The 20,073-nt window shown below is 75.8% G+C and carries 20 protein-coding genes and 1 pseudogene; 10 read left to right on the forward strand and 11 right to left on the reverse strand.

The window, feature by feature from the left end; all coding sequences use genetic code 11:
• Positions 1-74 precede the first annotated feature (74 nt).
• From AB0O29_RS27850 to AB0O29_RS27865, 4 genes are all read right to left on the reverse strand, one after another.
• The gene (locus AB0O29_RS27850) at positions 75-860 is read right to left on the reverse strand and encodes a TIGR04222 domain-containing membrane protein (protein ID WP_365156552.1); all 786 of its coding nucleotides are present in this window, start codon (positions 858-860) and stop codon (positions 75-77) included.
• Between the two features lie 84 nt (positions 861-944).
• A complete protein-coding gene (locus AB0O29_RS27855) occupies positions 945-2,036 on the reverse strand; it encodes a TIGR04222 domain-containing membrane protein (RefSeq protein WP_365156554.1) in 1,092 nt (363 codons plus the stop codon).
• Positions 2,033-3,313, reverse strand: a complete 1,281-nt coding sequence (locus AB0O29_RS27860) for a DUF692 domain-containing protein (RefSeq protein ID WP_365156600.1) — start codon at positions 3,311-3,313, stop codon at positions 2,033-2,035. The genes AB0O29_RS27855 and AB0O29_RS27860 overlap by 4 nt, the downstream gene beginning before the upstream one ends.
• 165 nt (positions 3,314-3,478) lie before the next feature.
• The gene (locus AB0O29_RS27865) at positions 3,479-4,228 is read right to left on the reverse strand and encodes an aminoacyl-tRNA hydrolase (RefSeq protein WP_365156557.1); all 750 of its coding nucleotides are present in this window, start codon (positions 4,226-4,228) and stop codon (positions 3,479-3,481) included.
• A gap of 71 nt (positions 4,229-4,299) precedes the next feature.
• On the opposite strand from AB0O29_RS27865, the gene AB0O29_RS27870 reads away from it, so the two are divergent.
• The 4 genes from AB0O29_RS27870 to AB0O29_RS27885 are packed head-to-tail and all read left to right on the forward strand — an operon-like array spanning position 4,300 to position 6,641.
• Positions 4,300-4,974: an AIM24 family protein gene (locus AB0O29_RS27870; protein WP_344166221.1), complete on the forward strand. Its 675-nt coding sequence runs from the start codon at positions 4,300-4,302 to the stop codon at positions 4,972-4,974.
• Complete coding sequence (locus AB0O29_RS27875) at positions 4,971-5,798, forward strand: ATP-binding cassette domain-containing protein (RefSeq protein WP_365156603.1); 828 nt, start codon at positions 4,971-4,973, stop codon at positions 5,796-5,798. The genes AB0O29_RS27870 and AB0O29_RS27875 overlap by 4 nt, the downstream gene beginning before the upstream one ends.
• Entirely contained in the window at positions 5,795-6,454 is a 660-nt protein-coding gene (locus AB0O29_RS27880; RefSeq protein ID WP_365156560.1) for an ABC transporter, read from the forward strand. Before AB0O29_RS27875 ends, AB0O29_RS27880 begins: the two co-directional genes overlap by 4 nt.
• A 10-nt stretch (positions 6,455-6,464) precedes the next feature.
• The gene (locus AB0O29_RS27885) at positions 6,465-6,641 is read left to right on the forward strand and encodes a hypothetical protein (protein WP_365156563.1); all 177 of its coding nucleotides are present in this window, start codon (positions 6,465-6,467) and stop codon (positions 6,639-6,641) included.
• A gap of 45 nt (positions 6,642-6,686) precedes the next feature.
• Here AB0O29_RS27885 and AB0O29_RS27890 read toward each other — a convergent pair whose 3' ends face one another.
• The 5 genes from AB0O29_RS27890 to zapE all read right to left on the reverse strand — a co-directional run bounded on the left by AB0O29_RS27890 (position 6,687) and on the right by zapE (position 11,610).
• Positions 6,687-7,586, reverse strand: coding sequence for a polysaccharide deacetylase family protein (locus AB0O29_RS27890; RefSeq protein WP_365156566.1), 900 nt, complete (start codon positions 7,584-7,586; stop codon positions 6,687-6,689).
• Positions 7,587-7,603: 17 nt separating this feature from the next.
• The gene (locus AB0O29_RS27895) at positions 7,604-8,482 is read right to left on the reverse strand and encodes a PPK2 family polyphosphate kinase (RefSeq protein WP_365156569.1); all 879 of its coding nucleotides are present in this window, start codon (positions 8,480-8,482) and stop codon (positions 7,604-7,606) included.
• A 4-nt stretch (positions 8,483-8,486) separates the two neighbouring features.
• Positions 8,487-9,833 (reverse strand): alkaline phosphatase PhoX, encoded by a 1,347-nt coding sequence (locus tag AB0O29_RS27900; protein ID WP_365156572.1) that lies wholly within the window; start codon positions 9,831-9,833, stop codon positions 8,487-8,489.
• A gap of 184 nt (positions 9,834-10,017) precedes the next feature.
• Positions 10,018-10,443, reverse strand: a complete 426-nt coding sequence (locus AB0O29_RS27905; RefSeq protein WP_365156575.1) for an OsmC family protein — start codon at positions 10,441-10,443, stop codon at positions 10,018-10,020.
• Positions 10,444-10,503: 60 nt separating this feature from the next.
• Positions 10,504-11,610 carry a cell division protein ZapE gene (gene zapE, locus AB0O29_RS27910; protein WP_365156577.1) on the reverse strand — a complete coding sequence of 369 codons (1,107 nt, stop codon included), beginning with the start codon at positions 11,608-11,610 and terminating at the stop codon, positions 10,504-10,506.
• Positions 11,611-11,646: 36 nt separating this feature from the next.
• On the opposite strand from zapE, the gene AB0O29_RS27915 reads away from it, so the two are divergent.
• From AB0O29_RS27915 to AB0O29_RS27940, 6 genes are all read left to right on the forward strand, one after another.
• Entirely contained in the window at positions 11,647-12,429 is a 783-nt protein-coding gene (locus AB0O29_RS27915) for a pyrimidine reductase family protein (protein WP_365156580.1), read from the forward strand.
• 148 nt (positions 12,430-12,577) lie between these two features.
• Positions 12,578-13,045 carry an indole-3-glycerol phosphate synthase gene (locus tag AB0O29_RS27920; protein WP_365156582.1) on the forward strand — a complete coding sequence of 156 codons (468 nt, stop codon included), beginning with the start codon at positions 12,578-12,580 and terminating at the stop codon, positions 13,043-13,045.
• A 44-nt stretch (positions 13,046-13,089) separates the two neighbouring features.
• On the forward strand, positions 13,090-14,484 hold the full coding sequence (murC, locus tag AB0O29_RS27925; RefSeq protein WP_365156585.1) for a UDP-N-acetylmuramate--L-alanine ligase: 1,395 nt from the start codon (positions 13,090-13,092) through the stop codon (positions 14,482-14,484).
• A 15-nt stretch (positions 14,485-14,499) separates the two neighbouring features.
• Complete coding sequence (gene msrB, locus AB0O29_RS27930) at positions 14,500-14,907, forward strand: peptide-methionine (R)-S-oxide reductase MsrB (protein WP_365156588.1); 408 nt, start codon at positions 14,500-14,502, stop codon at positions 14,905-14,907.
• A gap of 230 nt (positions 14,908-15,137) precedes the next feature.
• On the forward strand, positions 15,138-17,204 hold the full coding sequence (locus tag AB0O29_RS27935) for a hypothetical protein (protein WP_365156591.1): 2,067 nt from the start codon (positions 15,138-15,140) through the stop codon (positions 17,202-17,204).
• Entirely contained in the window at positions 17,201-18,739 is a 1,539-nt protein-coding gene (locus tag AB0O29_RS27940; protein ID WP_365156594.1) for an ABC transporter substrate-binding protein, read from the forward strand. Before AB0O29_RS27935 ends, AB0O29_RS27940 begins: the two co-directional genes overlap by 4 nt.
• Here AB0O29_RS27940 and AB0O29_RS27945 read toward each other — a convergent pair.
• Positions 18,723-19,640: an NAD(P)-dependent oxidoreductase gene (locus AB0O29_RS27945; protein WP_365156597.1), complete on the reverse strand. Its 918-nt coding sequence runs from the start codon at positions 19,638-19,640 to the stop codon at positions 18,723-18,725. The two genes, AB0O29_RS27940 and AB0O29_RS27945, sit on opposite strands and share 17 nt — an antisense overlap.
• A pseudogene (locus tag AB0O29_RS27950) lies at positions 19,637-20,073 on the reverse strand (hypothetical protein); the annotation flags it as partial. The pseudogene AB0O29_RS27950 and the gene AB0O29_RS27945, both read right to left, overlap by 4 nt.

Below are 20,073 nucleotides of genomic sequence, written 5' to 3' on the forward strand. Positions count from 1 at the left end.
CCGGCACGCCGAGAGCACGCACCAGACGCCGCGGGGCCGCCCTTCGGGCGACGACGGGAGTTTGACGACAGGCCCTAAGGCGCGCCGGCCCGGCCCGTCGTCCGGCCCGCCGCGCGCCCCGTGAGGGCGGCCCGCAGCCCCGGGTCGCGGACCGCGCGGGTGCCCCGTACCGCCACCGCCGCGAGGGGGTCGGCCGGTGACCGGTCCCGGTCCAGTGCGACGAGCAGGCGCTGTCCGGCGGGGGAGGCCCAGGGGGAGTGCGCGCAGCCCCCGGAGCCGGCCACGGCCAGGCAGCACAGGGTGAGCAGCAGCGGCAGCGCGAACCAGTACACCACCCCCGCCGCGGTCGCCCCGTCCGCCGGTACGGACAGCGCGGCCGCCGCCATGGCCACCACCAGCACCCCGGCCCGGCGGACCGACCGGACCCCGTCCGCCACCGCGCCCCGGACCCGTTCGGGCACCGCCAGGCCCGCCTCGGCCAGCCGGTCCGCGAGGGCCCGTACGGCCGTGTGCGCGGCGGCCGCGCGCCGGACGGCCGCCACCGGGGACTGCCCGTCGGGGCCGAACGCGCCCAGCACCGACCGCTCGTACGCGTCGCGGGCGACCGGGTCGACGACGGTGGCCCAGCCGGTGTGGGCGAGCAGCAGCCGGCGCCGGCGCTCCATCGAGACCAGCGTCAGCACCGCCACCCGCTCGGGCCCGCCGGCCAGGTACGCGGCCTCGTACAGGGTGAGCGGCGCCCCCGGCCGGCCCGTCGGGGCGGCCGGGGGCCCGGCCGCCGCGGAGGAGGCGCGCAGCAGGCGCGCGGCCGAGCCGAGCACCCCGGCCCAGGCGAGCAGCAGGAACAGGATCCAGAACATGGGCGATTCCTACACCCGCCCCCGCCCGCGCCGGCCGTGCGCCGCGCAAGCGTGAGCAGCTCGTGACGCGGATGTGATGGACGGTCAGGTACTGCTGGAGCAGCTGGAACCGGACGAACTGCTGCAACTCGAACCGCTGGAGCAGCTGGAGCCGCCGGACCCCCCTGAACAGCTCGAACCGCTCGAACAGCCGGCGGACCCGGCGCAGCTCGACCCACTCGAACAGCTGGAACCGGAACCCCCGCAGCCGGAGCCGCCGCCGCAGCCGCCGGAACCGGCGGACCCGCCCGGGTCGGAGGCCGCGCACCACACCACGGGCACCAGGTCGACGGACGAGGACCCGGAGTCGGAGTCGGAGCCCGAGCCGGAACGCGGGTCGGAGGAGCGCGAGGACCGCACCGCCGAGGCCCGCCCCCGCGCCTGGGCCGCCGCCAGCCGGGTACCGCGCGCCGCGGGCACCAACTGGGCCCGCAGCCCCGGGTCCCGCAGCCCCCGCAGCCCGAACAGCGCCGTCCGCACCGCCGGGGTCTGGTCGGCGGCGTACCGCGCCCGGGCCCGCTTCAGCGCGGCCCGGCCCGCCGGGGTCACCCGCCGCCGGGCCCGCCGGGCACCCGTCGCGCCCGCCACGATGCCGGCCGCCAGCACCGGCAGCACCTTGAGGACGAACGGGACCTGCGACTCCTGCGTCAGCGCCATGGACACGAACGTCACCGGCAGGGACACCGGGATCAGCACCGCGCAGACCACCGTCTGCACCAGCCCCCAGCGCCGCCGCCCCCGTCCCGCACCGGGCGGTGCGATCATCCCGCGCGCGGCGAGGGCGTCCCCGGTCTCCTGCACCGCCGGGTCCAGCATGGCCCCGTACCGCACCTGGTACAGCCAGCCGGACGGCGCCGCCCGCAGGGCCGCCAGCACGGCCCGCTGGGCGGGGTCGGCGCCGCTCGCGCGCCGCCCCTCGTGGACGATGCCCGGCCCGCCCGCCACCAGGCGGCCGGCGCCGAGCAGCGCGACGAGCGCCGCGTCCACGACCGCCCCGGGCCCGCCCGCCAGGAACGCGGCCTCCGACAGGTCGTGCACCTCGGCCCTTGCCGACACCCGCCCGCGCCGCGGCCCCAGCAGCAGCCCGAGGCTCGACAGCAGGACGGCGGCCCACACCGCCACCGCGAGAACGTTCACAGTCCCCTCCCCGTCAGCGCGCGGGTCCAGCGGGCGATCCGCCCGGGCGGCCGCGCCCCGGCCCGGTCCCGCCACCACGCGGTGAGCCGGCGGCGTGCCGCCGGGTCGTCCGGCAGGTCCTGGATCAGCAGGTGCTCCGCGAAGTCCAGCGCGTCGCGCCGGTAGCCGCCCGCCATCGGCCGGCGCCGCGCGTACGCGAGGAAGGCGGTGCGGTAGGCCTGCGGCCCGCCCAGGATCCCGGGCAGCTCGGGCGCGACCTTCGCCACCACGTCGGCCCGCTTGGCGGCCAGCGCCCGCGCCTGGATCCGCACCCGCTGCCGGTCGAACCCCTCGGGCACCGGGGTCCCGGCGACCAGCGCCGACAGCAGCGCGGCCTGCCCGAGCCCCACCCGCGTCCGCACGGCCTCGCCGGCCGGCGCGGCGTCCGCCTCCCGTACGACGGCCGGCTTCCGCACGGGCCGCGCGCCCGCCGGGGCGCCCGCCACGGCGCGGATCCGCTCCAGCTCCCCGGCGAGCTCGTCGCCCGCCGGGAAGTCGTCGTCCCGCTCCAGCAGCACCCCCGGCGGGTCCACCCGTTCGCGCAGCCGCGCGAGGACGTCGAGCACCACCGGCGGCACCGGGTGCGCGTGCGTGTCGTGCCAGACGCCCTCGCGCTCCACGCCCCCGGCCACGTGCACGTACGCCAGCGCCTCCAGCGGGATCGCGTCCAGCACGGCGGCCGGGTCCTCGCCCCGGTTGACCCGGTTGGTGTGCAGGTTGGCGACGTCGATCAGCAGCCGTACCCCGGTCCGCTCGACGAGCTCCGTCAGGAACTCCCCCTCGGTCAGCTCCTCCCCGGGCCAGGACACCAGCGCGGCGATGTTCTCCAGCGCGAGCGGCACCGGCAGCGCGTCCTGGGCGATCCGCACGTTCTCGCACAGCACGTCCAGGGCGTCCCGGGTCCGGGGCACCGGCAGCAGGTGCCCGGCCTCCAGCGCCGGCGAGGAGGTCCGCACGAAGGCGATGTGCTCGGTGACCAGGGGCGCCCCCAGCGCCACCGCCCGCTCCCCGAGCGCGGCCAGCCTCCCGGCGTTCGGCCGGTCGGCGCCGCCGATGCCGAGCGACACCCCGTGGGGCACGACCGTCACCCCGCGCTCGCGCAGCCGCAGCAGGGACTCGGGCAGGTGGCCCGGGCACACGTTCTCGGCCACCACCTCGACCCAGTCCAGCCCCTCCAGCCGCTCGACCACCCCGGCGATCTCAGGCCGCCAGCCGATGCCCACCCCCAGGCGTGCCATGGGCTTCATGTCCCCCTCGCCCCCTCTCAAGGACTCCGTGCGGATGTCATGGCCCGGACGCGAACGGGCCAACCACCGGGAGGGGACGTTCAGAGCAACATTTGAGGTTCCCGCCCCGGGCGCATCCGTCCGGGGCGATTCGCCGGGACCGGGCCGGCGGCGGCTCTACAGCCGTGCCCGCAGGGCCGGGTGGTCCGAGACGACCGTGCAGCTGCCGGGGGCGATCTCCGTGAAACCGGCGTCGCGGACCACCGGGAGGCCGCTCGCGCTCAGCTGCGCCCAGCGCTCGCGCGGGGCCGTGCGGACGGCCAGGCGGAAGCCCGAGGCCTGCCACAGGGCGCGTTCCGCCGCCGTCAGCTCCCACCAGGCCAGCTGCGCCGCGTGGCCCGCCTGGGCCATCGCCTTGCCGGCCGACATGCCGAGGTCCGGGTTGAGCCACAGCACCGGCACCCCCGGCTCCGGCGCGGGCGCGGGCTCCGGGTCGTCCAGGTCGGTGCCCGACACCTGGAGCTTGGCCAGCTCCTTGGGCCAGCCGTCCAGCGGGACCGGCGGGAAGACCCGTACCTCGGACGCGGCGCCGTGCACCGTGACGCCCGGCAGCGCGGCCGCCTTGCGCCACTCCGCGCCGCGCGCCCGGCGCACCACCTTGCGGATCCGGGCGTCCTGCCAGTCGCGGACCGCCCGCGCCCACTCGCCCTCCCCGTGCGCGCGCTCGTCCGTGAGGAGGACCAGCACCGCCCGGGCCGCAGTCTCCAGCGCGTCCGTCCGGGCCGGCGGCTCGGCCTTCTCGATCCGCACCACCAGCGGCAGGACGAACTGCGGTGCCTCGTCGCGCAGTACGTGCTCCTGCCGGAAGGGGCTGTCGGCCCCCACCGCGGGTACCTCTGAGGTCTGGTTCGCGTGCTCGCTGCTCATCCCGTCAAGGATGCCAGGCTCCGTCTTGAGGAGGATGCCCCGGGTGGCCGGCCCGGGTGAGGATCGGGTCCATGAAGAGCGACCTTTTCGCGAGCGAGAACCTGGCCCAGCCCGCCGCGGCCCCCGGGATGACCCTGCAGAACGCCAAGTCCGTCAAGTACGCCGTCAACGGCGAGATGCTGGCCCGGCAGGGCTCCATGGTCGCCTTCCGCGGCAACCTCCAGTTCGAGCGCAAGGGCCAGGGCATCGGCGGCATGCTCAAGCGGGCCGTCACCGGCGAGGGGCTGGCGCTGATGTCCGTGCGCGGGCAGGGCGAGGCCTGGTTCGCCCACCAGGCCGGCAACTGCTTCATCATCGACTTCGAGCCCGGCGACGCCCTCACCATCAACGGGCGCAACGTCCTGTGCTTCGACGCGACGCTGTCGTACGAGATCAAGATGGTCAAGGGCGCCGGGATGACCGGCGGCGGACTCTTCAACAGCCTCTTCACCGGCACCGGGAAGCTCGCCGTCGTCTGCGACGGCAACCCGATCATCATCCCGGTCACCGCGCAGTCGCCGGTCTACGTGGACACGGACGCGGTCGTCGGCTGGAGCGCCCAGCTCGAAACCGGGCTGCACCGCTCCCAGTCCGTCGGCTCCATGATCCGCGGCGGCTCCGGCGAGGCCGTCCAGCTGATGCTGCGCGGCGAGGGCTTCGTCATCGTCCGGCCCAGCGAGCTCACCGAGACGGCGGCGGCGCACTGAGGCTGGCCGCGGTGGGCCGCCGCTACGGCCGGCGGCGGCCCTGGGTCCTGCGCGGGGTCGAGGCGGAGCTGGCACCCGGCACCCTCGTACGGATCGAGGGCGGCAACGGCGGCGGCAAGTCCACCCTGCTCCGGCTCCTCGCCGGCATCGACACCCCGACGGAGGGCCGGATCACCGGCCGCCCGCGCCGCACGGCGTACGTGCCCGAGCGCTTCCCGGCCGCCCTGCCCCTCACCGCCGGGGCCTACCTGACCCACCTGGGCCGGGTGCAGGGGCTCACCGGCACCGAGGCGGCCCGGCGGGCGGCCGACCGGCTGGAGCGGTTCGGCGCCGGCGCCTACGCCCGCACGCCCCTGTCCGAACTGTCCAAGGGGACCAGCCAGAAGGTGGCCGTCGCCCAGGCGCTGCTCGCCGACCCCGGGCTCCTCGTCCTCGACGAGGCCTGGACCGGCCTGGACGCGTCCGCCCGCGCCGAGCTGGACCGCGCCGTGGCCGAACGCACCGCCGCCGGCGGCACGGTGGTCTTCGTCGACCACGACCCCGCGCGGCTCGCCGGCCGCCCCGACGCCCGCTACCGCGTTCGGGGCGGCACCCTGGAATCCGTGTTTGCCGGGCCGGCCGGGCCCGCCGGGCCGGTTCGGGTGGCCGTCGTGCGGATCCATGCTTCCGGGCCGCCCGGCAGCGTGCCGCCGGAGGGCGCCGTGTCCGCGCCCGGTGGCGGGATCCTGCTGACCGTCGGGGCCGGCCGGTCCGACGCCGTGCTGCGCGAGCTGCTCACCGCCCGGCCGCCCTGGCACATCCGCGCCGTGGAGGAACTCCCGTGACCGCCCTGCTCCGCTACCAGGGGGCGCTGCTGCTGCGCTCCCAGGGCTGGCTCGCCCCCTTCGCCGTGTACGCCGTCTTCATGGGCATCGGCATCCAGCCCGGCGACCGGACGCCCGACTCCCTCGGCTACGCCGCCGCCGGGCTGGTCCCGCTGGCGGCCTGGCTGGTGCGGGTCTGCGCCACCGCCGAGCCCCCGGCGGCCCGCGCCTGCACCTCCGCCGCGGCCGGACCGGCCCGGACGCACGCCGCCGCCCTGCTGACCGGCCTGGGCGCGGCCCTGCTCACCGGGCTGCTCGCGGCGGCCTACACCCTGCTGGTGGGGGACCCCGCCGGGCACGCCCCCGTCCCGGTGGCCCTCGCCGGGGTGGCGGCGGTGGCCGTGTGCGCGCTGACCGGGGCGGCCGTGGGCGCGGTGTGCGGCCCGCCGCTGGTCCCGGGGCGCGGGCTCGCCGTCCTCGGGGCGGGCGTCGGCTCCCTGCTCGCCTGGGTCGCGCCGTTCTCGCCGGCCCGCGCCGCGGTGTCCGCGCTGATCGGCGCCGCCCGGGCGGGCGCCGCCGAACCGGCCTTCCCCGCCGGCGCGTCGGCGGGGGCGCTGCTGCTGGCCGGGGCGGCGGGAGCGCTCGTGTGCCTGCGGGCGCGCCCGGGCGCCGCGTAGGCTCGTCCGCATGGACCAGCCGCAGGACGCCGCCTCCCGCCGCCCCGCCCCCGCCGCGCCGGGGCCGCCGTTCGCGGACTGCGTGGAGTGCGGCGGGACCACGGAGTACGGGGCCGCGACCCCGGGCGCGGTGCGGTGCCCGGTGTGCGAGTGGCAGGAGGCGCAGCGCACGGCCTGCTCCGGCTGACCGGCGCCGGCGGCGGGTGCCCGTACCGCCGGGCCTGACGAAACGTTACTTCCCCATCAGCTCCGACACCTTCACGAACCGGAACCCGCGCTTGCGGAGCTCCGGCACGATCTTCTCGACGGCCTGCTCGGTGACCGGCGCCGCGCTGTGCGTGCAGTGCATGACCACCACCGAACCGGGCTTCACCCCGGCCAGCACCTGCTCGGCCACCGCGTCGGGGTCCTTCGCGAAGGCGTCCCCGCTGACCACGTCCCACTGCACGGCGGTCACCTTGGCGGGGGCCAGTGCGCGCAGCGCCCCGTCGTCGTAGCAGCCGCCGGGGAAGCGGAAGTACGGCACGGTGTTGACCGCCCCGGCCTTCTTGAAGGCGGCGAAGGCCCGGTCCACGTCGGCCCGGGCGGCGGGCGCGTCCAGCGCGGGCAGCCCGTAGCAGGGGGACTTGAAGGCGTGGTGGCTGTAGGAGTGGTTGGCGATCTCGAAGTTCGGGTCGGTGCCGATGGCCTTCGCCTGGTCGGGGTACTCCTCGGCCCAGCGCCCCGTCATGAAGACGGTGGACGGCACCTTCAGCCGGCGCAGGGCGGCGATCAGCTCGGGGTTGTCGAACCGTTCCCCCGAGGCGGCGCGCGGGCCCTGGTCGGAGGTCATGTCGGCGTCGAAGGTCAGCGCCACCGTCTTCTCGGTGCGCTGCCGGGCCCGCTCGAAGACCGGGGTCAGGCCGTTCGGCCCGGGCGCCAGCGTCGGGACCAGGGCGGGCGTGCCGGCCTGCGGCGAGGCGGAGGGGGCCCCGGGCGCGGAGGACGGGGCGGCGGAGGCGGGGCCGGAGGCCGCAGGGGTGCCCATACGGGCCCGGCCCGCGCCCTGGGGGGCGCCGGAGCCGCCCCCGCATCCCGTGAGGACGGCACCGAGCGCGGCCACGGCGGCCACTTTGCGTACAGAAAGGGTCACCCACGCAAAATATATGACTATCCGTCCATCAGCCGGGCACGGCACGCCTCGACGTCGAACGAGGCGGGCGGGTACCTCGGGTCCAGCTCCTCCAGGTGCTCCAGCAGCAGCCGGCTGACCGCCCAGTTCCGGTACCACTTGCGGTCCGCGGGCACCACGTACCAGGGCGCGGCGTCCGGGGAGCAGCGCTCCAGGACCCGTTCGTACGCCTCCCGGTACGCGGGCCACATGCCGCGCTCCTCGATGTCGCCCGGATCGAACTTCCACCGCTTGTCGGGGCGGTCGAGCCGCCGCAGCAGCCGCTCGCGCTGCTCCTCGAAGCCGAGGTGGAGGAAGACCTTCACCACGGTCACGCCGTCCTCGGCGAGGCCGCGCTCGAACGCGTTGATCTCCTCGTACCGGCGCTCCAGCACCGCGGGCGGCGCCAGCGCGCGGACGCGGGCGATCAGTACGTCCTCGTAGTGGGAGCGGTCGAAGATGCCGATCTCGCCCGGCCCGGGCAGGGCCTTCTCCACCCGCCACAGGAAGGGGTGCGCCCGCTCCTGCGGGGTGGGCGCCTTGAAGGCGGTGATGCGGCAGCCGGAGGGGTTGAACTGCCCGATCACGTGTTTCACCGTGCCGCCCTTGCCGGAGGTGTCCATGCCCTGGAGCACGAGCAGCAGGCGGCGGCGGTCTCCGGCGGTGGCGGCGGCGTAGAGCCGCTCCTGGAGGCCGGCGAGGGGCCTGGCCAGCGCGGCGGTGGCGGCCCGCCCGGCGGCCTTGTCCGAGGGGCCCGCGGGGAGCGCCGAGGAATCGTACGCCCCGAGGTCCACGCGGCCCCCGGCGCCCGCCCGCAGCAGCTCCCGCAGCCCGGCCCCGCCGCCGGCCGCGCCCTTGCGGCCCTTCCCGCCCGTCACGCCGTCAGCCCCACGGTCCGGTCACCGCGAACGTGGTGCCGGGGGTGTACGCGTTGACGTACATCGTCCGCGCGTCGGGGGAGAAGGTGACCCCCGCGAACTCCCCCCACGCGGGGGCCCCGGGCCTGCCGACGTCCTGGGCGTTGCGCGCCACCGGGTAGACCACCCCGGCCGGGGTCACCCCGAAGACGTACTGGTCCCCGCCACCGTCCTCGCACACCATCAGCCCCCCGTCGGGGGCCAGGCAGATGTTGTCGGGGGAGTCCCCCGGAAGGCGGACGTCGGACGACGGGCCGAAGCGCGCCTCCAGCCGGATCCGGGCGCGCCGCGGGTCGTGGAACCACACCTGGCCGTGGTGGTCGGCGGCGGCGCCCTCGGTGCCCCGGGCGTAGCTGGAGACGAAGTACACCCCCGGCCCGCCCCAGTAGCAGCCCTCCAGCTTCTGCGCGTGGGTGATCCCGCCCGGGCCGAAGTCCTGGAGGCGGACCGGGGTCCCCGCCGCCGAGGGGTCGGGGACGGGCACCCACTCCACCGGGAGCTCCGTCCCCGGCTCCGTCACCGCCGACAGGTCGGGCACCCCCGGTACGCGCATCGCCTCCAGCGCGCCGCCGGCCCGCAGCGAGCCGGGCCCGCCCAGCGGGCGCGCGGGCAGGAAGCGGTAGAACAGCCCGAAGGGGCGCACGAACGCGTCCTCGGTCTCGTAGACCACGCCCCGGCGGGGGTCCACGGCGACGGCCTCGTGGGCGAAGCGGCCCAGCGCGGTCAGCGGGACGGCGCCGAGCCGGTGCGGGTCGGCGGGGTCGACCTCGAAGACGTACCCGTGGTCGCGGGCGTACCCGGAGACGCCGGCCCGGTCCTCGGTCTCCTCGCAGCTCAGCCAGGTGTTCCAGGGGGTCCGGCCGCCCGCGCAGTTGACGGCGGTCCCGGCCAGGGCCACCCGCTCGGAGACGACCCCGCCCGCCGGGTCCAGCTCCAGGGCGGTGCAGCCGCCGAGGGCCCCGGGGTCGTAGGTGAGACCGTCCACGGCGGGGACGCGGAGCGCGGCGTCGGCCCGGTTCTCGTGGTTGCGCACCAGGCGCACCCGGCCGCCGCCCGCGCCGAAGGCCGCCATGCCGTCGCAGTGGGACGGCACCGTGCCCCCGCCGGAGCGCAGCGGGTCGCCGGCGCGCGAGAGCACCCGGTACGAGAACCCGGCGGGCAGGTCGAGCAGGCCGGCGGGATCGGGCAGCAGCGGCCCGTACCCGCGGGCGGAGGCCCGGGCCCGGCCCGGGGCGAGGAGCGGGGCGAGGGAGCCGCTGAAGGCGACCGCGCCGGCCGCGAGCAGGCTGCGTCGGGTGACGGACAACGGCAACTCCCCGGTGGACGGCTGGAGATGTGACCGGCCCGTGGTACCACGCCGGACCCCCGCCGTCCCGCCGACGCGTGCGCGCGCGGCCGCCCGTCACCCCACCGGGTCCCGGACGGCCCGCCCCGTCACCCCGCCGGCTCCCGGCGCGGAGTGCGCGCGGGCCCGGCGGTGACGACGGGGGAGGGGATCAGACGAGCTCGGCGCTCAGGGTGATCGTCGTACCGGCCAGGGCCTGGCTGACCGGGCAGTTCTTCTTCGCGTCCTCGGCGGCGGCGGCGAAGCCCTCCGCGTCCAGGCCGGGGACCTCGGCGCGCACGGTGAGGTGGATGCCGGTGATGCCCTCACCGGGCTGGAAGGTGACGTCGGCCTTGGTCTCCACCCGGGTGGGCGGGGTGCCCGCACCGTCGAGGCCGTGCGAGAGCGCCATCGAGTAGCAGCTGGAGTGCGCGGCGGCGATCAGCTCTTCGGGGCTGGTCTTGCCGTTCGCGGCCTCGGCGCGCGAGGGCCAGGAGACCTCGAACGAGCCCCGGCCCGAGGAGTCGAGGGAGACGGTGCCGGCGCCCTTGAGCAGGTTGCCTTCCCACTCGGTGTGCGCGGTACGGGTGGTGGCCATGACGGGTCCCTTCATCGGCGGATACGGCCGGGTCGCGAAGGCGTCCCGGCCGTGCCCAACCTACTGGGACACCAGGGGTTTTGCGTCGCGGGCGAGCGCGGTGAGCCGCGATATGGCTCGGAAGTACTTCTTCCGATAACCGCCGTTGAGCATTTCTTCACTGAACAGCCTGTCGAAGGGCACCCCGGAGGCCAGCACCGGGACCTCCCGGTCGTACAGCCGGTCGGCCAGCACCACCAGGCGCAGCGCCGTGGACTGGTCCGGTACGGGGACGACGTCGGTCAGGCAGACCGCGGCGATCCCGTCCGTGAGCGCTCCGTAGCGGCTCGGGTGCACCTTGGCCAGGTGTTCCAGCAGGCCCGGGAAGTCGTCGAGGCTCGCGCCGGGGGTCGCGTACGCGGCCTTGGCGACCTGCTCGTCCGAGAAGGGAGCCGGGGCCTCGGGCAGGCCGCGGTGGCGGTAGTCCTGGCCGTCGATGCGCAGTGGCCGGAAGTGCGCGGACAGGCCCTGGATCTCGCGCAGGAAGTCGGCCGCGGCGAACCGGCCCTCGCCGAGCTTGCCGGGCAGCGTGTTGGAGGTGGCGGCCAGCGCCACGCCCTGCTCGACCAGGCGGCTGAGCAGGGAGGACACCAGCACGGTGTCGCCCGGGTCGTCCAGCTCGAACTCGTCGATGCACAGCAGCCGGTGTCCGCCCAGGGTCTGCACGGTCTGCTGGAAGCCGAGCGCGCCGACCAGGTTGGTCAGTTCGACGAAGGTGCCGAAGGCCTTGAGCGCGGGCTCGGCCGGGGTGGCGTGCCAGAGGGAGGCCAGCAGGTGGGTCTTGCCGACGCCGTAGCCGCCGTCGAGGTAGACCCCGCGCGGCCCGGCGGCCGGGGCGGGCGCCTTCCTCTGGAACCACTTGCGCTTGCCGGCGCCGCTCGCGTGGGCGCCGCCGAGGCCGGCGGCGAAGCCGCTCAGCACGGTGACGGCCTCGCTCTGGCTCGGCTGGGCCGGGTCGGGGTCGTAGGTGTCGAAGCGCACCGAGTCGAAGCGCGGCGGCGGGACCATCTCGGCCACCAGCCGTTCGGCGGGCACGCGCGGCTCGCGGGCGCACAGGGCCAGCGGACCCGCGTCGGCTATCGGGGGCTGCCCGGAGGCAGGACCGGAGGTGGAGAGTGATGTTGACACAGCTCTTAACTCTACGGGGCGTGTCACACTGCACCGATGCGACGCCTGTTCCCTGTGACCGATCAGACATCCCTCCCCACGGGGGCCACGGCCGACCGCGCGTGGTCGCTGGACGAGCTGGCGGAGGCCTACGCCTATCCCGAGCGGGCCCCGGGGGAGCACTGGCTGCGCGCGAACATGGTGTCGACCCTGGACGGCGCCGCCCAGCACGACGGGCGCTCGCAGGCCATCTCCGGCGAGACCGACATGCAGATCTTCGGTACCCTGCGGGCCCTGGCGGACGTGGTGATCGCCGGTGCGGAAACGGTTCGGCAGGAGGGCTACCGCCCGGCCAGGGCCCGTGAGGCCTTCGCGGCCCGCCGCGAGGCCGCCGGCCAGGGCCCCGCCCCGGCCATCGCTGTGGTCACCGCGAGCATGGACCTGGACTTCACCCTGCCCCTGTTCACCTCCCCCCTGGTGCCCACCCTGGTGCTGACCGGGGCCGGCGCCCCCGCGGACCGGGTCGCCGAGGCCGTCGCGGCCGGGGCCGAGGTCGTGGTGGCGGGCGAGGGGGCCGCGGTGGACCCGGCGCGGGCCGTGCGGGAGCTGGCCGCGCGCGGGCTGCGCCGCCAGCTGACCGAGGGCGGGCCCCGGCTGCTGGGCCAGTTCGTGGCCGCCGACGTGCTGGACGAGCTGTGCCTGACGATCTCCCCGACGCTCACCGCGGGTGACGCCCAGCGGATCGCCGGAGGGCCCTCCGTCACGGTTCCGCACCGGCTCGCACCGGCCTCCGTGCTGGAAGAGGCCGGGTTCCTCTTCACGAGCTACCGTCGGATCTGACAAGCGAGCGGAATTCTGCGTTCCGCTTAGCTTCCGACGGGTACGTAGCTGGGCACGCATACCTGCGCACGCCCCGCGCCACAGCGGGGCAGGATGGTTTCCGCAGGGGCCGGCCGACCGGCCCCGGCGCATGAAGGAGAGGGCGTCCGTGTTCACGAGCGTATTGATGATCGAGCAGCCGCTGACCACGGTGGACGTGGACTTCGTCACCACCCTGCACGGAGACGACCCGGTCTCCTTCGTCGTCCTCATGCAACCCAGGGGCGATCAGGACCGACTGCTCCGCGCCATCGACGACGTAGCGCTCGGCGAGCTTCCCGAAGCCCTCCGCGAGGCCGACGTCCCCGAGGGCGAGGCCGCCCGGGGCCCCGCCGCACAGGCCCTGGAGCACTCCCTGGCGGCCCTGCGCAAGAAGGGGGCCAAGGCCGTCGGGCAGATCATCGAGAACCACCCGCTCGACCACCTCAAGGGCGTCGTCGACGAGACCGGCGCCGACGAGGTGATCGTCCTGACCGCCCCCCACTTCGTCGAGGAGTTCTTCCACCGCGACTGGGCCTCCCGCGCGCGGCACAAGGTCGGGGTTCCGGTGCTGAAGCTCTTCGCCCACAACGAATAGGCTGGGGGGCACAGCCCCACCCACTCGATCCTGGAGCGACCTGAATGAAGCCCGGCCTGCCGACCGCGATGGAACGGCCCCACTTCATCGGCATCGGCGGCGCCGGCATGTCCGGCATCGCGAAGATCCTCGCCCAGCGCGGCGCGCAGGTGGCCGGCAGCGACGCCCGTGACTCCGAGACCGCCGAGGCGCTGCGCGCCCACGGCGCCACGGTCCACATCGGGCACGCCGCCGGCCACCTCGCCCCCGACTCCACCTGCGTGGTCGTCTCCAGCGCCATCCGCGCCGACAACCCGGAGCTGACCCGCGCCGCCGAGCTCGGCATCCCCGTCGTGCACCGCTCCGACGCGCTCGCCGGCCTGATGGACGGCCTGCGCCCGATCGCGGTCGCCGGCACCCACGGCAAGACCACCACCACCTCGATGCTGGCGGTCTCCCTCTCCGCGCTCGGCCTGGACCCCTCGTACGCCATCGGCGGCGACCTGGACGCCCCCGGCTCCAACGCCCACCACGGCGAGGGCGACATCTTCGTGGCCGAGGCCGACGAGAGCGACCGCAGCTTCCACAAGTACGCCCCGCAGGTCGCGATCATCCTCAACGCGGAGCTCGACCACCACGCGAACTACGCCTCGATGGACGAGATCTACGAGTCCTTCGAGACCTTCGTCGGCAAGGTCGTCCCCGGCGGCACCCTCGTCGTCGCCCACGGCCAGGACGGCGCCGCCGAGATCGCCCGCCGCGTCGCCGGCCGCGAAGGCCTCACCGTCGTCACGTACGGCGAGGACGAGGACGCCGACGTCCGCATCACCAAGATCACCCCCCGCGGTCTGACCAGCGAGGTCACCGTGGTGCTCGGCGGCCGCCCGCTCACCTTCACGGTCTCCGTGCCCGGACGCCACTACGCCCACAACGCCGTCGCGGCCCTCGCCGCCGGCGTCGCCCTCGGCGTCCCCGTGCACAACCTGGCCTCCGCCCTCGGCAAGTACACCGGCGTCAAGCGCCGCCTCCAGCTCAAGGGCGAGGCCGCCGGCGTCCAGGTCATCGACTCCTACGCGCACCACCCCACCGAGATGACCGCCGACCTGGAGGCCATCCGCGGCGCCGCCGGCGACTCCCGCATCCTCGTCGTCTTCCAGCCGCACCTCTTCTCCCGCACCCAGGAGCTCGGCAAGGAGATGGGCCGGTCCCTCTCCCTCGCGGACGCCTCCGTCGTCCTCGACATCTACCCGGCCCGCGAGGACCCGGTCCCCGGCGTGACCAGCGAGATCATCATCGCCGCCGCCCGCGCCGCGGGCGCCGACGTCACCCCCGAGCACGACAAGGCCGCCGTCGCCGACGTGATCGCGGGAATGGCCAAGCCCGGTGATCTCGTTCTCACCATGGGCGCGGGCGACGTCACGGATCTCGGACCGAAGATCCTCGCCCGGCTGTCGAACTGAGGGAGCGGGAGCGTCATGGCGTACGAGGTCCAGAAGACGGACGAGCAGTGGCAGGCGGAGCTGACCCCGTCCGAGTACCAGGTACTCCGCCTCGCGGGCACCGAGCCGGCCTTCCGCGGTGAGTACACGGACACCAAGACGGAGGGCGTCTACTCCTGCCGCGCCTGCGGCGCGGAACTGTTCCGCTCCTCCGAGAAGTTCGAGTCGCACTGCGGCTGGCCGTCCTTCTTCGACCCGAAGGACACCGAGGCGGTGGAACTGAAGGCGGACACCTCGCACGGCATGGTCCGCACCGAGGTCCTCTGCGCGAAGTGCGGCTCCCACCTGGGCCACGTCTTCGAGGGCGAGGGCTACCCGACCCCCACGGACCAGCGCTACTGCATCAACAGCATCTCCCTGCGCCTCACCCCGACCGAGGGCTGAGCGGAGCGGACACGCGGCGGCCGAGAAGTACGGGAGCCCCGGAGACCGACGGTCTCCGGGGCTCCCGGCGTCACGAATGGATAACTGGGGCAAGGGCCGTGCCCATATGCCACCGGCCGCCCGGCGCACTCGCCTAGTCTCCTTCCATCGCGGGCGCCGATCGCGCCGCGGAGCCGGATGACTGGGGGGTCGCGGTGGCGCTGTACGGACGCTCTGCGGTACTGAACACCGTGGTTCCGTCCCTGGTCGGGCTGGGGTCGAGGGGGTCGAAGCGGTTACGCGTCCCGGACGGGACGCCGCTGCTGCTCGTCTGCGCCGGCGGCCGCGGGTCCGGGAAGACCGCCCTGCTGGGGGCCCTGTCCGAGCAGTACGCGCACCGCGTCCCGCAGGCCTACGCCGATCTCGGCGCGGACCGCTTCGGCCAGCCCGGGCTCGCCGCGCCGGGCGACGGCGAAGCCCCGAGGAACGCCTCGCACACCTCGGACCTGCTCTTCTACCTGATGGACGGACTGAGCCAGAAACCCGGCGAATTCGCCGGGAGGCTGTCCTTCCCCCGGCTCGTCCAGGGACTCCTCGCGATCACCAGCTGGGAGCCGGTGCGCCCCTCCGAGATGCCGGCCGCACGGCACCGCCTCGGCGAGCTCCAGCGGGCCGGCCAGCCGGACCAGCAGGCGCGCAACGAACGGGTCCTCGGCTGGATCGACGAGGTGGCCGGCGCGCTGCCGGCGGTGGCGGGCATGCCGCCGGGCGTCGAGGAGCTGGTGCGGCCCCTGCTCCGCATCGTCGCCACCGAACTGCTCGGCGCCCGCGCCAACAAGGAGGGCCTCAAGTGGTGGGGGGCCCGCCGGGTGGGGCGCCAGGGCGACGGGCTCGCCCAGCTGACCGAGCTGGCCATGACCTTCCGGGGCGAGGCGGAGGACCGCGGACACGCGGAACGGCACCTGCTGGCGGCCCTCCTCGCGGACATCGCGGACCACTACGGCTGGCTGAACACCGTGAACCGGGTGCCACGCCCCCTGCTGCTCCTCGACAACGCCCACACCCCGGCCGGCGCGGCCTTCCTGGACGAGCTGGCGCGGGTCTGGCACGAGGAGTCCGCCGGGGACCGGGCCCTGCGCCCCGCCGTGGTCGCCACCGCGCTGAGCCAGGACCCGCCGGTCCCGGACCCCGAGGACACCGCGCCCTCGACCCGCAGCGCCCCCGGCGCGTTCTGGCGGGCGGACAGACCGGACGCGCCGGCCGGATGGCAGGCCCGCCTGCCCCTCGCGCCGCTGACCCTCGACGAGGTCAAGGAGATGTTCGGGGCGGACCGGCCGGCCCCCGGCACCGCCCAGCTGATCCACCGGATCAGCGCCGGGCGGGCCGGGATCGTCCACGCCCTCGTCCAGGCCGTCCGGCTGCACCCGCGCCTCCACGACGGGGCCGCCGCCGCCGACCCGCCAGGCCTGCTCGACCTGCCGGCCGGCCCCGAGTCCGCCACCACCGTGAACGAGCGGATCCTCGCGACCCTGGTCCCCGGCGAAGTCGCCCGCCGGCGCCTGACGTACTACTCTCCCGCCCTCGACGACCAGGCCGTGCACCGGCTCGGCGCCGGCTACCCGCCGGGCGATCCCGGCGGCGTACCGGTGCTGGAGGCCGCGGCCGAGCTGCGCGACGGGTGCTGGGGGAGCCGCCCCTGGCCCGGCACCGGCGGCCCCTTCGTCGGCGACCCCGTCCTGCGCGCGCTGCTCCTGCACGAGCTCACCGCCCTCACCCGGCGGACCCCCGACGCCGAGCAGTGGAAACACCTCCACCTGCGGCTGCGCTCCTTCTACGACCCCCACGGGCGCGGCACCGCGGCCGAGCGGCCCGACGTCCGCCTCCTGCACCACTCGCTCGCCCTCGGCGAGGAGGAGTCCGTCGTCCACGCCCTGCACCGCCGCTTCGCCGAGCAGGACGCCCCCGACTGGCTCGCCGCCCTCAACCTGGTCTGCGCCGCACCGCGCCCCCCGCGGTCCCTGCCCCCGCCCCCGGAGTACACGGAGGAGTGTTCCGCCTGCGCGCCCCGGAACGACCCGGTCCACCGGGCCGTACGGCTCCTCGTGTCCGCCCTGTGGGCGCAGTCCCCGCCCCTCGCGGCACCCCGGCAGGACGCGATCGGCACCGTCCGGCTCCAGCTGCTCACCCTGGCCATGGCCCAGAGCGGCGCCCCCGCGGCCCAGAAGGTCTTCTACCGGGCGCACGAGGAGTGGCCCGCGCTCCTGGGGCACTGGCGCCAGCCGCCCCACCTGCCCACCTACGGAGAGTCCGCGCCATGAAGCTGCTTCCCGACGGCCCGCTCTACAAGGCCCTGGTGATCGCCGTCCTCGCCGTCGCCCTGTGCGCCGGCGGCTACCTCACGTACACCGGGGTCATCAGGGACGACCCGTCCTGCGCCACCGGAGTCGAGCGGCGCGGGCCCCGCCAGGAGTGCACCGGCGTCACCGACGGCGGCTACTCCTTCGCCGATGACCTCGGCCCGGTCTTCGGCCGGATCAAGGCGGAGAACGACGCAGTCGCGGGCAAGACCCCCGCCACCATCGCCCTGATGATCCCGATGACCTCCGACAACGCCGCCGAGCAGCGCGAGTTCGTCGAGCAGGTCCAGGGCGCCTACCTCGCGCAGTACCGCGCCAACCACCAGGCCAACGGCAAACAGCCGCCGATCCGGCTGCTGCTCGCCAACCCCGGCCGCAACTACGCGTACTGGCGGCCCGTCGCCGACGCCCTCGTCAGGGCCGCGGCCTCCGACAAGGAGAACCTGAGGGCCGTCGCGGGCATCAACATCAGCCTCAAGGAGACCGCGGAGACCGTCCGCTACCTCACCCGCGACAAGGGCATCCCCGTCGTCGCCGGCCCCATGACCGCCGACGACATCAAGAACGGCCCCGACAACCAGTACCCCGGACTCGCCCGCATCGCCCCCAGCAACACCGACCAGGCGAAGGCCCTCGGCTCGTACGGGGCGGACATCAAACCCGCCGAGACCATGGTCGTCGAGGACATCCGCGAGGGCGACAACTACCTCGCCACCCTGCGCGAGACCTTCGAGAAGCTCGCCACGGGCGCGCCCAACGCCCCCGAGACCTTCCGCTCGCCGCAGGACTTCACCGAAGAGGGCAACCTCGCCAACGACTTCCACCAGATGGTCCCGGACATCTGCTCCTCCAACGCCAAGACCGTCTACTTCGCCGGCCGGCCCGTCCAGCTGCGCCAGTTCCTCGTCGAACTCGGCGGCCGCAACTGCGACAAGCACTACACCGTCATCACCGGCTCGCACGCCTCCACCCTGACCGTCGACGAGAAGTTCGCGGACCAGTGGAACGCCCTCACCAAGGGCGCCGGCATCACCGTGCGCTACGCGGCACTCGCCCACCCCGACGCCTGGGGCGAGGGCAGCACCGAGGCGACCGGCGGCTCCAAGGCCCCCCTCCGGGAACTCGCCTCCCTCCTCCACGACGCCCAGCCGGCGTCCGGGCCCTCCATCGGCCCCGCGACGCTGTCCGACGGCCGCGTCATCATCACCTACGACGCGGTCACCACCGCCATCGCGGGCATCCGCAACGACACCGTCGGCGCGGTCAAGATGCCCGGCCTCACCGACGTCCGCGACAGCTGGCTGCGGCTGCACGGCACCAACCGGGTCGACGGCGCCAGCGGCTGGATCTGCCTCGACCAGTACGGGAACCCCTACAACAAGGCCGTGCCCATCGTCCACCTCGACCCGGCGACCAAGACCGCGGCCTTCGACCGGATCGCCTGGCCGGCCGGCCGCGCCCCCGACGCCAACTGCAGCATCAGCAACGGCGGCTGACCGGACGCACGCCCGCCAGATAGTCCTCCAGGCACCGGCCCGGGGCCCAGCCCCGGGACCGGGCCCTCGCCAGGTCCAGCACCACCGGGTGGGCCAGCTGGTCCACCGCGTAACGGCTGAGGGCCGGCTCCGCGCCCGTGAACCGGGCCGCCGACTCCGCCGCCCGGGCCGCCGCGGCGGCCAGCGGGAGCGGCAGCCGGCGCACCCGGGCCCGCAGCCCGTGGGCGCGCAGCACCGCGGTCACCGCCGCGTCCCGCCCGTACGGCTCGGCGTCCGCCACGTTGTAGGCGCCCGGCGGCCAGCCCACCGCCGCCAGGCAGGCCTCCGCCAGGTTCTCCACCGCCGTCAGGCTGAGCCGGACGTCCGGGCCCGGCAGGAACAGGGTGCCCGCCCGGACCCGGGACAGCAGCCGGGGCAGGAGCTGGGTGTCGCCCGGGCCGTAGACCGCCCTCGGCCGCAGCACCACCGCGCCCGCCGCCAGGGCCAGGGCCTCGCCCTCCGCCTTCGTACGCCCGTAGGCGCCCAGGTGGTGCGCACGCGGGTGGTCCTCCGTGACCCGGGACCGGTCCCGGCGCGGGTCGTACACGCTCGCGCTGCTCACCCACACCACCGGCCGCCCCGCCGCCGCCCGCAGCAGCCGGGCCGTGCCCGCCACGTTCACGGCGCGCATCGCCGCCTCCGCCCGCGGACCCGGCGCCGGATCGCCCACCGCCGCCGCGCAGTGGACCACCGCGTCCACCCCCGACAGGTCCGGCACGGCCACCGCGGCGTCCCAGAACCGGTGCTCGCCCAGCGGGCCCGGCCGGCGCCCCGGGCACACCACCGACGCGCCGGACGCGGCCGCCGCCCGGGCGACGTGCCCGCCGCAGAACCCGCTCGCCCCCGTCACCGCGATCCTCACGCGCCGACCTCCCCCGTCGTCCCGCTCCCGTGCGGGCGGTCCGCCCGGGCGCCCGGGACGGCCCCGGCCGCCGGCCCACGCCCCCGCGGGCGGGCTCCCGGCCTGCCGGGCAGGGTGCCGGGGCCCGGCCGGAAGCCGCCCGTGCCCGCCCGCACCGTCAGCTCCCGCCACCCCGGCAGGGCCGCCCGCCGGTCCACCCGGGAACGGGTCACCACCGGCCGGTACGGGGCCAGCGCCTCCAGGACGTCGGCCAGCGCGGCGGTGGCCAGCCGGGCGCCCGGGCAGGCGTGCGGGCCCGCCCCGAACACCAGCCGCGCCACCCCCGGCCCCGCCGGAGCCCGGCCGTCCGGGTCCCGCCGGTGCGCCCCCGCCGCGTGCCGGGCCACCAGCAGCAGCCGGTCCCCGCCCCGCACCGGGCAGCCCCCGACCACCC

Origin of the sequence: Streptomyces sp. NPDC089915 (assembly GCF_040684675.1) — a bacterium.
Taxonomy (GTDB): domain Bacteria; phylum Actinomycetota; class Actinomycetes; order Streptomycetales; family Streptomycetaceae; genus Streptomyces.